At 69.6% G+C, this 16,074-nt stretch carries 12 protein-coding genes and 1 pseudogene; 5 read left to right on the top strand and 8 right to left on the bottom strand.

All coding sequences use genetic code 11. From position 1 onward, the window contains the following. Positions 1 to 34: 34 nt before the first annotated feature. Complete coding sequence (locus ABZV44_RS13510; RefSeq protein ID WP_354835617.1) at positions 35 to 3,925, bottom strand: arabinosyltransferase domain-containing protein; 3,891 nt, start codon at positions 3,923 to 3,925, stop codon at positions 35 to 37. Positions 3,926 to 4,108: 183 nt separating this feature from the next. On the opposite strand from ABZV44_RS13510, the gene ABZV44_RS13505 reads away from it, so the two are divergent. After that, a complete protein-coding gene (locus ABZV44_RS13505; protein ID WP_354835615.1) occupies positions 4,109 to 5,614 on the top strand; it encodes an MFS transporter in 1,506 nt (501 codons plus the stop codon). Positions 5,615 to 5,637: 23 nt separating this feature from the next. Here the strand turns inward: ABZV44_RS13505 and ABZV44_RS13500 are convergent, their stop codons facing one another. Then, the gene (locus tag ABZV44_RS13500; RefSeq protein WP_354835613.1) at positions 5,638 to 6,654 is read right to left on the bottom strand and encodes an alpha/beta hydrolase; all 1,017 of its coding nucleotides are present in this window, start codon (positions 6,652 to 6,654) and stop codon (positions 5,638 to 5,640) included. A 1-nt stretch (position 6,655) separates the two neighbouring features. Further along, positions 6,656 to 7,009: a hypothetical protein gene (locus ABZV44_RS13495; RefSeq protein WP_354835611.1), complete on the bottom strand. Its 354-nt coding sequence runs from the start codon at positions 7,007 to 7,009 to the stop codon at positions 6,656 to 6,658. Positions 7,010 to 7,131: 122 nt separating this feature from the next. Here ABZV44_RS13495 and ABZV44_RS13490 point away from each other — a divergent pair, with 122 nt between their 5' ends. Next, positions 7,132 to 8,172 carry a hypothetical protein gene (locus ABZV44_RS13490; RefSeq protein ID WP_354835609.1) on the top strand — a complete coding sequence of 347 codons (1,041 nt, stop codon included), beginning with the start codon at positions 7,132 to 7,134 and terminating at the stop codon, positions 8,170 to 8,172. Between the two features lie 50 nt (positions 8,173 to 8,222). On the opposite strand, the gene ABZV44_RS13485 is transcribed toward ABZV44_RS13490, so the two are convergent. Next, complete coding sequence (locus ABZV44_RS13485) at positions 8,223 to 9,014, bottom strand: SAM-dependent methyltransferase (RefSeq protein WP_354835607.1); 792 nt, start codon at positions 9,012 to 9,014, stop codon at positions 8,223 to 8,225. Positions 9,015 to 9,172: 158 nt separating this feature from the next. On the opposite strand from ABZV44_RS13485, the gene hutH reads away from it, so the two are divergent. Both hutH and hutU read left to right on the top strand, forming a co-directional pair. Beyond that, positions 9,173 to 10,717 carry a histidine ammonia-lyase gene (gene hutH, locus ABZV44_RS13480; protein ID WP_354835604.1) on the top strand — a complete coding sequence of 515 codons (1,545 nt, stop codon included), beginning with the start codon at positions 9,173 to 9,175 and terminating at the stop codon, positions 10,715 to 10,717. Beyond that, positions 10,714 to 12,362, top strand: a pseudogene (hutU, locus tag ABZV44_RS13475) (urocanate hydratase). Before hutH ends, hutU begins: the two are co-directional and overlap by 4 nt. A 9-nt stretch (positions 12,363 to 12,371) precedes the next feature. Here hutU and ABZV44_RS13470 read toward each other — a convergent pair. From ABZV44_RS13470 to ABZV44_RS13455, 4 genes are all read right to left on the bottom strand, one after another. Next, the gene (locus tag ABZV44_RS13470; protein WP_354835602.1) at positions 12,372 to 12,764 is read right to left on the bottom strand and encodes a nitroreductase/quinone reductase family protein; all 393 of its coding nucleotides are present in this window, start codon (positions 12,762 to 12,764) and stop codon (positions 12,372 to 12,374) included. Between the two features lie 26 nt (positions 12,765 to 12,790). Next, entirely contained in the window at positions 12,791 to 13,138 is a 348-nt protein-coding gene (locus ABZV44_RS13465) for a DoxX family protein (RefSeq protein ID WP_354835600.1), read from the bottom strand. Positions 13,139 to 13,213: 75 nt separating this feature from the next. Then, positions 13,214 to 14,383, bottom strand: coding sequence for a lipase family protein (locus tag ABZV44_RS13460; RefSeq protein WP_354835597.1), 1,170 nt, complete (start codon positions 14,381 to 14,383; stop codon positions 13,214 to 13,216). 45 nt (positions 14,384 to 14,428) lie between these two features. Further along, the gene (locus tag ABZV44_RS13455; protein WP_354835595.1) at positions 14,429 to 14,863 is read right to left on the bottom strand and encodes a T6SS immunity protein Tdi1 domain-containing protein; all 435 of its coding nucleotides are present in this window, start codon (positions 14,861 to 14,863) and stop codon (positions 14,429 to 14,431) included. 96 nt (positions 14,864 to 14,959) lie between these two features. Here ABZV44_RS13455 and ABZV44_RS13450 point away from each other — a divergent pair, with 96 nt between their 5' ends. After that, positions 14,960 to 15,943: a cyclase family protein gene (locus tag ABZV44_RS13450; protein ID WP_354835593.1), complete on the top strand. Its 984-nt coding sequence runs from the start codon at positions 14,960 to 14,962 to the stop codon at positions 15,941 to 15,943. The last annotated feature ends 131 nt before the right edge of the window (positions 15,944 to 16,074 follow it).

Raw genomic sequence — 16,074 nt, 5'->3', positions numbered from 1 at the left:
GAGTCCGGGCCCGGAGGCCCGGCTCGATCGAGTTCTAGTGGGTTTGGGTCGGGTCGGGGGCGGCCTTGATGGGGGTGTCGTTGGTCCAGCCCCAGCGGGTTTCGAGGTGGACGGTGGTGGTGGCGGGGGGTGCGTCGATGTACGGGGTGAGTTTCTGGAGCTCGCCCCAGTCTCGGGTCCAGTCGTGGTTGAGATAGGCGGGGACGGGCTGGGAGCGGAGTAGGAGGCTGGACCAGCCGAGGGGGCCGCCGCCGGTGTCGCCCTGCCAGGTTTCGGAGACCTGGGCGTTCAGTTTGTCGGGGAGGATGCGCCAGGACGGGAGCTGGGCGACGCCGTCCCGGTGGTCGAAGGGGTGCTGGCACGGGAAGGCCAGGCCGACATGGAAATCGGTCAGGACCGGGGTGTCGTGGCCGACGACGGTGTCGAGGGTGGCCAGGTGGGGCAGGCGGGGTGGGGTGAGGGCGAGCCATTGCTTGCCGGTCGGGTCGTCGGTGGCGGCCACCAGGCGAATCGCGGTGGTCCGGGCGGGGATTCGGTTCAAGGGGATGGGCAGGTTGCGCCAGCCGGGGGCACCGCCGACCGTCGGGGGCGTCAGAGTGCCGAGGGGTTCGATGGTGCCGTCGTCGGATCGGTGGGCGAACTCGAGGTGTAGTTGAGCGCCGTCGATCCGGTGGCCCTGCTCCTCACCGGCGATGCGGCCGGCCACGGTCAGCACCAGGATGTGGTAGCTGGAATCACGTTGCGCCGCAGCGAGATCCATGCGGTACCACTGGGTGGTGAGATGCGCGGGCTGCGGTTGGCCCGTGGTGTAGCTGCCCAGGATGGGCGTCAGCTTCGGGTCGAGTCCGTAGGGCAGGGCGATGGTGCTGCCGTTGATGCCGGGGTCGGCCTTGGACTTGTCCGTGGGGCCGCCGCCGGGCGGGGGAGTGGCCTGTTGCTGACCGCCGCCGCCGGGGCCGCCGCTGCCACCACCCGGACCGCTGCCACCGCCGGGGCCACCGCCCTCGGGCGCGAGGTCTCCGACGCCATTGGCAGTGAATCCGCTGTTGTCCGCGGCGAGTCCGTCGGCTGGGGTGCCGGTGTAGGGCGTGAGCACGGATTCCTCGGACTTGGTCTCCACGAGCACGTCATCGGCCATGGAGCATGGTTTTCCTTGCAGGGCCCGCAGATTCGAGAGCGCGACCGAGTACGCGGGGTACTGCGTCCACGCCGCCGAGGCCATGGTCGCCACCTCGAACAGCACCACCAGCGCGGCGGCGACCGTGAGCGGCCGGATGGCGATTCGATCGAAAACCCGTGCCGCCGAGCCGTTTCCTGCCGGTCGATAGGGCTCGCGGAAGTACTGCCAGGCCGCCACCAGCAGGCACAACGCGCCCAGCCCGAGGATCAGCGAGGCGACGCTGGTACCGCCCACCACGGGTGCGCGATCCGGCCAGCGCACGCCGTAGCCGGAGACGTACCACCAGCCGTTGGAGCCGGTGAAGCAGAACGCCACCAGGACCAGCACCGCCGCCGCGAACAGCGAGCGCAGGTACGGCAGCCGGATTCCCTTGCCGCCCACCGCGACCGCCGTGACCGCGGCCAGTGCACCCGCCAGCCCGGCATAAACACCGAAGTGATGGGTCCACTTGGTCGGCGTGAAGGCCATGAGCAGCGGTGACATGACGGCGATGCCGAGCACCCGCGCCACCGGCCCGCGGGCGGTCTCCGGAATCCGGCCGCCCTTGCGCAACGCCACCGCGACGCAGACAACCAGGCACAGCAGCATGGCGAGCACGCCGAAGCGCCGCGACAGGGAGCCGTCCGGGGTCAGGGAGAGCAGCGAGATCCAGCGGGTCGGTTCGTCCGGCCAGGACAGGTCGGGGCCCACCAGCTTTCGCACCCGGGTGGCCTCGGCGACCGACGCCAGGGTCTGATCCGCGAAGACCACCGTCAGGACCAGGGTGCCCGCCGTCAGCACCGGAGCGATGCGCGCGAGCAGGGCCGGGAGCCCTCCGGCTTCCGCGCGCACCTGGGTGAGGAGAATCCGCAGCACGCGTCGTGAGCCGGCGAAAAGTGCTGCCAGGCAGATCAATCCGGACGGTCCCGCCGCCAGCGAGAACGCGGCGATCAGCACCGCGACAGCGGCGGGCAGCAAGCGCCTGGTGGCGATCGCGCGTTCGATGGAGCACCAGGTCAGCAACGCACCCAGCGCGATCAGGGGCTCCGGCCGCAGACCGTTGTTGAACGGCAGCCACAGCGCCAGGAACACCAGCGCGGCCGCCCAGCGCGGACCCGACGCGGCGCGCACCCGGGAACCGAGGCGCGGCAGCACCTCCCGGCTGATCACCCACCAGCACAGCACCGCGGCCAGCAGCGCCGGCAACCGCATCCAGACCCCGGCATCGGTGACCCGGGTCATCTGCGCCAGTAGTTCGTACGGCCATCCGAAGGGCGCTTCCGCCACCCCGTACCACCGGTAGTAGTTGGCGGTGTATCCCGCGTACTCGGATACCCGCGCCATGGTGAGGATGTAACCGTCGTCGGAGGTATTGGCCCCGATCACATGCCAGACACCCAGCGTCGCGAGCACGACCGCATCGGTGAGCGTGAACCGCCACCAGCGCGCCGGCAGGAACCGTCGCCTGCGTCTGCCGTCCGCCGCATCCATGAAGTACAGGCAGACCAGCGCGACGAGGGTGCACAGCACCGCGCCCGCCATAGCCGCCAGCTTCAGCACGCTCGGGCTCGACGAGAACCGCGAATCCACCTCGGCGTGCAACGTGGCATTACTCAGCCGCGTCCGATCCAGATCGGTGTACACGCCGACGATCTGGGGCCGCACATCCCGCGCGATCCTGGTCCGGAACGGCGAACCGTCCGACTTGGTCAACCCGGTCAACTCGGCGGTGGTGACCTCCGCACTCGAATGCACAACCAGCGCACCGCAACCGGCGTGCGGCACAAGATTCGGATTCGACCCGCTCCCGGCCCCGGGCCCGGCAGCCGTACCGGGATCGGTGCTACCGGCGGGCGGCAGCGGCGCATCCGCCGGCAGGGTGGCTGCCGGCGGTGTCGCCCCCGGCGGCGGTGTCGAGCCCGGCGGCGGTGTCGCCCCCGGCGGCGGTGTCGAGCCCGGCGGCGGTGTCGAGCCCGGCGGCGGAGTCGCTCCGGCAGGCGGATTCGCGCCCGGCGGAGGTGAGGCACCAGGCGGCGTGGTTGCTCCTCGCGCCGGATTCGAGCCCGCTACCGGCGTGGCTCCCGCGAGCGGCGTGGCCACTGGCGGTGGTGTCGCTCCGGCAGGCGGATTCGCGCCTGAGGGCGGTGTCGCTCCCAGAGCCGGGCTCGCGCCCGAGGGTTGTGCAGCGCCGGGTGCAGTGTTCGCGCCGGACGGTTGTGCCGCTCCGGGTGCGGGATTCGGGCCCGGCGGCGGTGTGGCTCCGGGCTCGGGGTTCGTGTTGGCGGGGGGTGTGGCTCCGGGTGTCGGGGTCGGCGTGGTGCCGGATTGCGGGGTGACGCTGGAGGGGGAGGTGATGGCCGGGTCGGAAGCTGTTCCGATGCCGGTCATTTCGAAGATCGAGGCGGTGAGCAGAGGGACGTTGCGGAGCGTCACGGAGAGGGTGCGCCCGATGCCCGGTCGGTCCTCGACGCGGGCGATCAGACCCTTGGCGGCGGCGCCCGGAGCCTGTGCGGGCACCGTGGACAGCACTGTCCCGCTGGTCATGTCGCGCAGCACCGCGCACGGCACGCTCATATCCATCGACAGCGGCACGTAATCCACCAGCGGCGCGGTCATCTGAACCGCCTGTGCCTGTGGCCAATCGAGGCCGGCCCGATCCTGCCGGACCGGCAGCAGCGGTGTGAGCACCGCCAGCAGAACACCGAGCACCCCCGCCACGAGGGCGATCAGTCGAATTGGAAAAACTCCCCCGGAAACTGAACGCACGAACGCCGATGCTAGCCATAGCCTCCGCGAAACTCATCGCGGAATATTCGGACCGGCACGTTTTCCGGCCCCGATCGACCCGTATCGTCGCAGTTCGAGCGGTGATCTTCGAGGATTGGCCTATCGTTTGTCGGGGCATTCGATGGTGGACAGAGGACGCGGTAACCGGACTCAGGAGTCGTGATGGCGGAGGCGCTCGGCAGCGGCGGCGTGGTGCGGACCCTGGTGCCCGCCCGGATCGATCGATTGCCGTGGTCGAGATTCCACACCCGGCTGGTGGTCGCGCTGGGAGTGGCGTGGATTCTCGACGGCCTCGAGATCACGGTGGCCAGCGCGGTCGCCGACACCCTCACCAAACCCGAGACCCTGCACCTGTCCTCGACCGCGGTCGGCCTGATCGCGACGGTGTACCTGGCGGGCGAGGTGGTCGGCGCGCTGGTGTTCGGCAACCTCTCCGATCGTCTGGGCCGGCGCAAGCTGTTCCTGATCACCCTGGGCATCTATCTGCTCGGAAGCGGGCTCACCGCAGCGACTCTCGGCAATGGCGCGGGCTGGGTGGCCTTCCTGTACGTCACCCGTTTCATCGCGGGCACCGGCATCGGCGGCGAGTACGCGGCCATCAACTCCGCCATCGACGAGCTGATTCCGGCCCGCTATCGCGGCCGCGTCGACATCGCGGTGAACGGAACCTATTGGGCCGGAGCAATTATCGGCACCCTCGGCACCTACGTTCTGCTCAATCACCTGAGCCTGTCGCTGGGCTGGCGGCTGGGCTTCCTCATCGGCCCGGTGCTGGGCCTGGTGATCCTGTTCGTGCGCCGCCATCTCCCGGAGAGCCCGCGCTGGCAGATCATGCACGGCCACGCCCGCGACGCGGAGGAGTCGATCGCGGAGATCGAGCGCGAGGTGGAGGCGACGGGGGTGTCGCTGCCGCCGGTCGACGAATCCCGGGTCATGGCGTTGAAACCCGCCGATCGCATCGGCTATCTGGCACTGACCAGGGTGCTGTTCCGCGAGTATCCGCAGCGCGCGATCCTGGGCGCGAGTCTCATGATCAGCCAATCGTTTCTGTACAACGCGATCTTCTTCACCTACACGCTGGTGCTCGGCAAGTTCTACGGGGTGCCCTCCGGTTCCACGCCCATCTATCTGATCGCCTTCGCGGTCGGAAACTTGGCCGGGCCGCTCACCATCGGGCACTTCTTCGACACCATCGGTCGCCGTCGCATGATCGCGGGCACCTACATCCTCTCCGGTGTGCTGCTGGCGATCTCGGCGGTGCTGTTCTACGCCGGGGTCCTGAATGCGATCACCCAGACGGCGTGCTGGTGCGTCATCTTCTTCTTCGCCTCGGCGGGCGCGAGTTCGGCCTATCTCACCGTGAGCGAGATCTTCCCGCTCGAGGTCCGCGCCAAGGCGATCGCCGTATTCTTCGCTATCGCACAGTGTTTCGGCGCGCTCGGGCCCGTCGTCTACGGCGCGCTGATCGGCGACGGCTCACATCCGGGTCGCCTCTTCCTCGGCTATCTGCTCGGCGCGGCGGTCATGATCGCGGGCGGTGTAATCGCCCAGCTCCTCGCGGTGGATGCCGAGGGCCGGTCGCTCGAGGACATCGCCCTGCCACTGGCTGCCACCCGGCGCGAGGGCCCGGCCCGGGCGGAGGGAGCGGGCTCGCCGTTCTCGGCCTGAGTTCCGCAGGCCCGCACCGGATCTCAGTTGGCGAGCGACTTCATCCAGTCGAGGACCACGGCGCGGTAGTCAGCCGTATTCGGCGCGAGATTGATGGCATGGCCGCTGTCGGGGAGCACGAAGGTGCGCAGCTTCGCCGCGGGGGAGAAGTACGGGCGCTCGGCCGCATCCAGGGTGGCCGTGTCGGTGCAGGTGCCGAAACCGGGGCCGCAGGTCATGCGATCCCGGCTCCCGTTCACGATGAGCACCGGCGCCGTGATGAAGCTGGACATACCGGGCAGGGTGGAGAGCAGGCCGTCGGGGTACTCGGTGAGGGAGAAGGTCTCCTTGCCGGCCTCGTCGATCGCGACGACCCGGGGGTCCGGGGCTACGCCATAGAAATCGGCGGCGCGGGTGCCCGGGCGGGTGACCAGATAGCCGGGATCGTAACCGCGCCCGGCGAATTCGGGATCATCGACCGCCTGATAGTAGGTGCTGATCACGCCGAGCACGTCCGGCACGCTGAGCGTGTGCGAGTAGCCGGTCAGCAGGACGCCGTCGACATCGTGGTAACTGGTGGCCTCCATGACCGAGGTGCCGGAGGTCAGTGAGTGCCCGGCGGTGACCACCTTGGTGAAGGGGGCATTGCCCGCGAAGCCGCCGCGCAGCGCCTGCACCATGGTGTGCAGGGCCTCCGCGGTCTCGGAGGCCGTCAGGCTGAGGCTGGGAGGCCGGCTGCTCGCGCCATTGCCGAGCCGGTCCGCCACCAGCGTCGCGTAACCGGCCGCGTTCATGGCGCGCCGGAAGTTGTAGGTGTCGGGCTGGTACGGGAAATCCCAGTACAGGTGGTTGTAGTTGGATCCCGACATCAGGATCATCACCGTGTCCGCGGGCCCGTCCGGCAGGCACAGGGTGCCCGCGATGGTGCCCTGCGGGACCGGGAACGTCACGTCCTGGCAGTGATCGGCAGGGGCCGCGGGATCGGCCTGCGCCAGTACCGGAGTGAGGGAGAGCAGGGTCGTGGCCGCGCAGACGGCCAGCGCCCGCAACGAGGTGCGCACGTCAGGAAATCCCTTGGCTGAAGTCGACTTTCGCGGCGTCGTCGGCGACCGCGCCCGCCACCACCTCGAGCGTGCGCGCGTCGATGGGCGTGCAGCCCAGCCGCGCCAGCGTCGTGTGGCGGTGCTCGCTGTCGGCGTCCCGCATGGCGTGTTCGAGGTCTTTTTCGGTGTCGTACAGCGTGATCGAGAACATGGTCCCGTCCTGCTCGTCCAGGAAGAAGAAGATCTGGCGCGCACCCGGATCCGACATGGCGTACGGGACGACCTCACCCTGGATGATGGGAAGATTGACCGCCATCGACTCCGGATCGACGGGACATGAGGCCTTCATCAAACGGGCATAGAGCTTCTTCATCACCGAGATTCTTCCCAGGAGCGGTTCCGAGTCCGGCCATTCTCTGGCGAATGACGATACTCCACACAATGATCCGCGAACGGTGCATTCGGGAACGTGGTCGAAGATCTACCATGCACGGTATGGGCGCGCGAAATGTGCACTTCGTCGGGAGCTTTCCGGCCGAGAGCACCGGCGATGCGATGCGGGCGATGCTCGACGGTGCGGGCACCCGGTTGCGGACGCTGCCGACCGGGGAGACCGGACGCTACGAGTGGTACATCCAGCCGATCATCGACGATCTGGTTACTCAGGGTGCACTGGAAGTGAAACGCAGCGGCTCATGGACGTCGAGCCGAGAGCGGACCATCCACCGCGCCGCCCGGGACGCCGGGCTGACCGGAGACATGATGGAGTTCGGCTACCGCGGCGAGGCCGAAGAAGCGCTGCCGACCTTCGAAACCCTACGCGCGGAACGGGATCTACCCGAGCTGTCACTCCAGATGGGCATGCCGACCGATTTCACGATGGCCTTCATCGCCATGGGGGCGGGCGGGGTGCGACGGCATCGGAAAGCCTTCCGCGACGCCATGATTCGCGATATCGAAGCCATTCGCGCGCGGGCCGGCGACCAGGTGGTGCTGCAGTTCGAGGCCACCGCCGAAATGGTGCTGATGGCCAAAACCCAGCCGCTGCACCGGCGTATCGATGCCGCGCTGGGCCTGGGCCGCGGCATCGCCGATCTCGCGGCGGCCACCCCGGAGGGCACCCGCATCGGCGTGCACCTGTGTCTCGGGAGCATGCGCAACAAGGCGCGGACCACACTGCGCGATACCCGCCCGCTGGTCGAATTGGCCAATTCCATTGCCCGGCACTGGCCTTCGGGCCGGACGCTGGAGTTCATCCACGGCCCGCTCGCGGCCGGTGAGATTCCGCCCTCGACCCGTCCGGAGTTCTACGCCCCGCTCGCGGGCCTGGACCTACCGCCGGCAACCCGCTTCTACGCGGGTTTCGTGCACGAGGCCCCGACCGAGGCCCAGCAGATCCAGACGCTGCGCACCATCGAATCGGTGCTGGGCCGCCCGGTCGACGGCGTCGCCAGCGCCTGCGGCCTGGGCCGGCGTCCTCGCCCGATCGCCGATGCGCTGGTCACGCGGGCGGACACGCTGGCCGCGGTGGATTGAGTGGTGCTGCAGTGGGTTGCCCTGCGCCGCAGCAGTTTTCGTCCCGGCGGTCAGTTCTTGCGGCCGATGCCGCAGAGGACCACCAGGCGGGTGGGCTGGAGGTCGCCTTCGAGCCATTCATTGGCGGGCGCGAGGCCCGGCGGCAGCATCTCCAAGCCCTCGAAGAAGCGCTCGACCTGCTCCGGCGGCCGGAAGTCGACCTGGGAGGGGCTGCCGACGGTGTCGCTGGTGGAGGCGTTCTGGAAAAACGGGTGGGTATTGGTGGAGGCGTGCTGGATGACCAGCAGGCTGCCCGGCGCCATGGCGTCACGCAGGCGTGCCACGGCCTCGTAGGGCTTCTCGTCGTCCATGACGAAGTGCAGGACGCCGACGATCACGACGGCGACCGGCAGGGAGAAGTCGATTCCGCCCGCGGTGCGCGCTAATTCGAGAATTTTGTCCGGTTCGCGAATATCCGCGAGGATGGGCGTGACGCCCGGCGCGCCGGTGAGCAGCGCATTGCTGTGGGCGTACACCACGGGGTCGTAATCGATGGAGGCGACGATGGCGGACGGGTCGACCTCCTGTGCCACCTCGTGCACATTCGGGCTGATCGGAATGCCCGCGCCGATGTCCACGAACTGACGGATGCCGTCCTCTGCCGCGCGTCGCACCGCCCGCAGCAGGAATTGCCTGCTGTGCCAGGCGGTCTCCCGGGTGTCCGGGGCGACCTGCAGCATCTTGTCGCCGAGTGCGCGGTCGGCGTCGTAATTGTCCTTGCCACCGAGCATGTAGTTGTACACGCGAGCAGCGTTGGGCCGGAATGGATCCACGCCCACCGGCGCTCGATTGAGCTCAGACACCGCACCTCCCTCGACATCCCCGCCGATCGTAACAATTCGCGGCGCACGCCAGAGAGAAACGCGGAGCTTACCGGCAACCTGCCAGGCGTCGGAAAAAGCTCGCGAAACCGGGCCGAGGGTGCTCGATCTGCGCGGCCGGAAGCGCTGGAATGGTGCCCATGACTCGAATCGGAGCCGAACGGGTGCCGGTGGGAGCGGGACCCCTGACGCGGGCGGCCGTGGTGGCGGTGGCCCGGCGCGGCGCACGAGTGGAATTGGACGCGGACGCGCTGGCGGAGCTGGCGCGGGTGCGGCAGCACATCGACGCGCTGGCACACAGTGACCGGCCGGTCTACGGGGTGTCCACCGGGTTCGGGGCGCTGGCGCTGCGGCACATACCAGCGGCCCGGCGAACCGACCTGCAGCGCTCGCTGATTCGTTCGCACGCCGCCGGGGCCGGTGCACCGGTGGAGGCGGAGGTGGTGCGGGCCATGATGCTGCTGCGCTTGCGCACCCTGCTGTCCGGGCACACCGGGGTGCGGCCCGGGACCGCGCGGGCGCTGGCCGGACTGCTGGACAGCGGGCTGATTCCGGTTGTGCCGGAATACGGTTCGCTGGGCTGCTCGGGTGACCTGGCCCCGCTGGCGGCGGTGGCGCTGGCACTGATGGGGGAGGGGTCGGTGCTCGGGCCCGGCGGTCCGCGCCCGATCGGGCCCGCGCTGGCCGAGCACGGGCTGGCGCCGATCACCTTGGCGGAGAAGGAGGGCCTGGCTCTCACCAATGGCACCGACGGCATGCTGGCCATGCTGGTGCTGGCCATCGAGGACCTGCGGCGGCTGTTCGACCTGGCCGATCTGACCGCGGCCATGAGCGTGGAAGCGCAGCTGGGCACCGATCGGGTGTTCGCGGCGGATCTGCAGGAGCTGCGCCCGCATCCCGGACAGGCGGTGTCGGCGGCGCGCATGCTGGCGGCGCTGGCCGGGTCCGAGATCGTGGCCAGTCACCGGGGCGAGGACTGCCCGCGGGTACAGGACGCGTATTCGCTGCGGTGCGCGCCACAGGTGCACGGCGCGGCGCGGGACACCCTCGACCACGCCGAGACCGTCGCCGCACGAGAATTGCGGTCCGCCATCGACAATCCCGTGGTGCTCGCCGACGGCCGGGTGGAGTCCAACGGGAACTTCCACGGCGCTCCCGTCGGCTATGTGCTGGATTTCCTGGCCATCGCGGTCGCCGACGTGGCCGGCATGGCCGAACGCCGCACCGACCGCATGCTGGACGTGCACCGATCACACGGGCTGCCCGCATTCCTGGCCGCCGATCCGGGCGTGGACTCCGGCTACATGATCGCCCAGTACACCCAGGCCGGGGTGGTGACCGAGCTGAAGCGGTTTGCGGTACCGGCGTCGGTGGATTCCATCCCCTCCAGCGCCATGCAGGAGGACCACGCGTCCATGGGCTGGACCGCGGCCCGCAAGCTGCGGCGCGCGGTGGACGGGCTGACCACCGTGCTCACCATCGAATTGCTCACCGCCGCACGCGCATTGGACCTCCGGGCACCGCTGCGGCCCGCTCCGGTGACCGGGGCGCTGCGGGATCTGGTGCGGGCCCGGGTGCCGGGACCCGGGCCCGACCGCCACCTCGCACCGGATATCGCCACCGTGGCCGCACTGGTGCGGTCGGGTGCGGCGGATCACCTTCTCGACCAGGGGGTTTCGTCATGACCCGAATCGTCCGGGCCGCCCGCGGCGACACGCTCACCGCCCGCACCTGGCAGACCGAGGCGGCCTGGCGCATGCTGCACAACAATCTGGATCCCGAGGTGGCCGAGCGGCCACAGGATCTCGTCGTCTACGGCGGGACCGGCCGGGCGGCCCGGGACTGGCCCAGCTTCGACGCCATCGCGCGGACCCTGCTCGACCTGCGCGAGGACGAGACCCTGCTGGTCCAGTCCGGCCGGCCGGTCGGTGTGCTGCGCACCCACGAGTGGGCGCCGCGGGTGCTCATCGCCAACTCGAATCTTGTTCCGGACTGGGCGAACTGGCCCGAGTTCCGCCGCCTGGAGGCGGCCGGGCTGACCATGTACGGGCAGATGACCGCCGGATCGTGGATCTATATCGGCACCCAGGGGATCCTGCAGGGCACCTATGAGACCTTCGCGGCGGTGGCCGCCAAGCGATTCGGCGGCACCCTGACCGGAACCCTCACGCTCACCGCGGGTCTGGGCGGTATGGGCGGGGCCCAACCGCTGGCCGTCACCATGAACGGCGGCGTGGCGCTGTGCGTCGAATGCAATCCGCGGCATGCCCGCCGCCGGGTCGAGACCCGGTACCTGGACGAGATCGCGGACGACATCGACGACGCCCTGGCCCGGGTGCTCGCCGCCAAGACCGAACGGCGGCCACTGTCGGTGGGGCTCATCGGCAATGCCGCCGAGGTACTGCCGGAACTGCTGCGCCGCGAGGTCGAGGTGGACATCGTCACCGATCAGACCTCGGCCCACGACCCGCTGACCTACCTGCCGATCGGTGTCGCACTGGAGGACTGGGACGACTACGCGGGCCGCAAGCCCGACGAATTCACCCGGCGCGCACGGGATTCCATGGCCATCCACGTCGGCGCCATGGTCGGTTTCCTGGACCGCGGCGCGGAGGTCTTCGACTACGGCAATTCCATTCGCGGCGAGGCGAAGCTGGCCGGATACGAGCGCGCCTTCGACTTCCCGGGCTTCGTGCCCGCCTACATCCGGCCCCTCTTCTGCGCGGGCAAGGGCCCGTTCCGCTGGGTCGCCCTGTCCGGAGACCCGGCCGTATCGCCACCACCGACCGCGCCATCCTCGACCTGTTCCCCGAGAACGAGTCCCTCGCCCGCTGGATCCGCCTGGCGCGGGATCGGGTCGCGTTCCAGGGCCTGCCCGCCCGCATCTGCTGGCTCGGCTACGGCGAACGCCGGTCCGCCGGACTCCGATTCAACGAGCTGGTCGCCGACGGTCAGGTCGCGGCCCCCATCGTGATCGGCCGCGATCACCTCGATTGCGGCTCGGTCGCCTCGCCCTACCGTGAAACCGAATCCATGGCCGACGGCTCCGACGCCATCGCGGACTGGCCGCTGCTCAATGCCCTCGTCAATACCGCGTCCGGCGCGAGCTGGGTCTCCATCCACCACGGCGGCGGCGTGGGTATCGGCCGCTCCATCCACGCCGGTCAGGTCACGGTCGCCGACGGCACCCCGCTGGCCGCCCAGAAGATCGACCGGGTGCTCACCAACGACCCGGCCACGGGCGTGCTGCGCCACGTGGACGCCGGATACCCGGAGGCGGAATCGGTCGCCCGCGTGAAGGACATTCGAATTCCATTGTGGGAGGGCTGATCCGGCGACTCAATCCAGGTCGATGCGGACGCTCAGGAGGTCGGTGCCCATCACTCGGACGGCTGCGCTGTTGGCCTTCGGGAGGGTGCGCAGACGCGCGATGGCGTCGTCGTCGGGCAGGAGGTGGGCGGTGCCGGTGTACCAGCGGCCGTGGAGGCGGAGGCGGACCCGGGGGTCGGCTTCGATATTGCGGATGTACTGGGAGCGGGTGCCGAATTCGGAGACCAGCCAGAAGGACGCGCCGGAGCGGCGGCCGCCGACGGGGGTGAGGCGGGGGCGGCCGCTGACCCGGCCGGTGGTCTCCAGCAGGGTTTGGATGGGTAGGCGGCCCAGGATCGGGTTGGCCACCCTCCGCTGAAATGTCGTGACCATGGCGTGTTGCAGATCGCGTCGGCTCGGCATGGGCCGACGCTAGCACCGGCCGCGGCTCACCGGGCCAATTGCAGGGCCAGCGTGGCGGCGGCGGGGGCCAGGTATAGCAGGGGGAAGGGGGTGGTCTTGTAGGAGTGGGCGCGGATGGTGGTGGCCGCGGCCCCGGTGAAGTAGAGGATCAGGCCGATGGCGGCCGCGATGCCGAGGGGCGGGAGGAAGAAACCGGCCACCAGGCCCAGCGCACCGGCCGATTTGGCCAGGGCCAGCCAGTTCCACCAGGTGCGCGGGACGCCGTAGTCGATCAGCGGGTCCACGACGAACTGCTGCTCGGTGAACAGGGAGTACCCGGAGAAGCCGATCCAGAGGGCCGAGACGACACCGACGATGTGGTAGGCGAGGTTCATGGGAGCCACGTCCTTTCAGGTTTGCTGTGCTCTTACCCGAATGACGAAGCGGGAGCCCGAGGAGTGACATCGGGGTCAGGGGAGGTGGGATTGCAGGAAGGTGAGCGCGTCGGGCAGGGAGGCGAGGAACGCGCCGCTGTGGTCCTTGCCGGGGTAGGCCGTGACCGTGACGCGCACCCAGGGGCTGTGGTCCTGGAGGGCGGCACCGTACGCGGGGGTGTCGGCCGGGGGGACGTCGATATCGGCGGTGCCGTAGCCGATCATGAGATCGGCGGGGACCAGGTCCTCCTGATAGGAGACCAGCGATCTGATGTCGGCCTCGAAGGTCGGGGTGGGGTTGTCCGGATCGGCGACGAGCGCCTCGGGACGGCGGCCCCCGGCGGCGGCCACCAGATCCGAAAGGCATGCGGTGGCAGCCTTTTCCACGTACTGCCTGCCGAAGTCGGACAGGTACGGGGTCACGGTGCCGGGCGCGAGCCCCTCCAGCGCGGCGAGATAGTAGCCCGCGTAGCCGACCTGGTTCTCGGAGCCGGTCGTGCCGCGGCGGAACATCTCACGCAGGCTCTTGGCCGGATTCGTGCGCAAGCCGGTGGCGATCACGCCGGTGAGTCCCCGGACGGCGGCCGGGTTCCGGGCGTACAGGGCGGCCGCGCTCATGACGGCGTGCGCGCCTTCGGACTGGCCGATGAGCACCCAGTGCGCCGACAGCGGGACGGGCAGACCGCGGACGGCCGTGATCGAGTCGAGAATGGAGCGGCCCTCGACCGCTGCGTTGTAGTAGCTGAAATTGCCGCCGGTGCCCAGACCCTGATAGTCGGGCGCCAGCACGGCGTAGCCCCGGTCCAGAATCTGGTTGAAATAGCTGCGATTTCGATCCGACTGTGGCCGATGCGAGGGCGCGCAGTCATTGCCGATCCCGGTCGTGCCGTGCGCCCACACCACCAGCGGCCAGCCACCCTGCGGCGGCAGCCCCGACGGCAGATACAGCGCCGCGCCGGCCCGGGCCGGACTCTCCCGCTGATCGACGGTGGTGTAGGTGAAGCCGAGCGACCCGGCGGCCCTGTCGAAAGACCATGCGCCATTGAGCAATTCGATCCCGCTCAGCCGCCCGAGATCATTGTTGTCGGCCGTGGCCGGCGCCGCCGTCACGGTCAGGGTGGCGGTCAGCGCGGCGCAGGCGCTCAGCATGCCCGCGGCCAGTGCGGCCTGCCAGACCGCGGCTGCGAACCTGCGACGAATCGGCATGGCCATCACTCCCTTTCGGCGGGCAACCCCCCGACCATACCGCCGTCATTCCATCCCGTGGGCTTGCGCCACCAGATCGAAGAACACCCAGACGCCGCCCTTCTGATACGCGTCCGGTGTCTCCGATCCGCCCAGGAACGGGTACGGGGTGGCGATGTACACCTCGTCGTCGGCGAGCGGGCCCAGGCGCCGGCGGATCTCGGCGACGTGCCCCGGCTGGAGGACATAGGTGATGACGTTCGGGTCGAACAGGACCCGGCTGACGAACTCGGTGATCTCGGTGAAGACGCCGTACGGCTTCACGCCGGGGCTGTACGGATCGAGGATCCCGTACTCGCCGGTCCGGCTGCTCATCAGGAACGCGCACCCCAGATCCGAGTAGCCGACCACCGTGTCGAACTGCGGATAGTGTTCGGCCCAGGCCGGCATCACCCGGTCCATACGCTGGTCGCCGATCAGACGGAAGGGAACGCTGGTCACTGCGCCCATCCAACCAGACCGGCGACCGGGACCGGTCCTCGACAGGTCCGGCCGCACCGAGTGAAGATCGAATCACCCGTCGTAGTGGAGGTGCCCGTGACCGAAGAATGGCGCAAAGTCGCTGAGCGCGTCCGCAACTGGGGCCGCTGGGGCGAGGACGACCAGCTCGGCACCCTGAACCTGCTGACCCCGGACCGCATCGCCTTTGCCGCGACCCGGGCACGCGCGGGCCGCACGATCCAGCTGGGCATCCCGTTCGACGCGTACGGACCGCAGGGCTCGAGCGGCTTCCGGCGCAACCCCATCCACCTCATGGCCGTGGACGGCGGCGACGCCGGCCTCGCCACCGCCCTGGACGGCTGGGGCGGCCGGAACGAGGCACAGGTGGCGGGCATGTACGCCGCCGGCCCGATGCGCTACAACGACGACTACATCATGATGCCGCTGCAGACGGCCACGCAGTGGGACGCGCTCTCCCACGTGTACTACGACGGCCTGCTCTACAACGGCTATCCGGCCGCGGCCGTCACCAGCTTCGGCGCCGCCAAGCTCGGCATCGAACACGTCGCCGAGCGCGGCGGCGTGGTGGGCCGCGGCGTGCTGCTGGACGTGGCCCGGCACCACAACCTGGATCGGCTCGAGGCGGGGACCGTCGTCACGCCGCAGGACCTGCAGGCGACGGCGGACGCGCAGGACGTCGAGCTGCGCCCCGGCGACATCCTGCTGGTGCGCACCGGATGGTGGACCAGATTTCTCGAAACCCGCAGGGCCGCAGAATGGTTCAGCGGCAGCCCCGGCCTGAGCTGGCGCTGCGCGGAATGGCTGCACGAGCACGACATCGCCGCGGTCGCGGTGGACAATCCGGCCGTCGAGGTGATGCGCCCCGAGGACGACGTCATGATGCCGCTGCACATGCTCGCGCTGCGCGACATGGGACTGCCGCTCGGCGAGATCTGGAACCTCGAAGCCCTGGCCCGCGACTGCGCCGAGGACGGCGTCCACGACTTCCTGCTGTGCGCACCCGCCCTGCGGATCCCAGGTGCGGTGGGGAGCCCGATCAGTCCCATCGCCATCAAATAGACCGGCCGGTAACACCTTTCAGAACGCCGCCGGCACCAGGGCGGCGATATTGGCAGACCACCCCGGACCGTCGGGACGAGGCTCGGCGGTATCGGCCCGAAACGCGGGCCGGCCCGGTAGATTCGGCACCG

This window comes from Nocardia sp. NPDC004860 (assembly GCF_040609015.1).
Classification (GTDB): domain Bacteria; phylum Actinomycetota; class Actinomycetes; order Mycobacteriales; family Mycobacteriaceae; genus Nocardia.
This window is presented reverse-complemented; position numbering and strand designations above follow the sequence as displayed.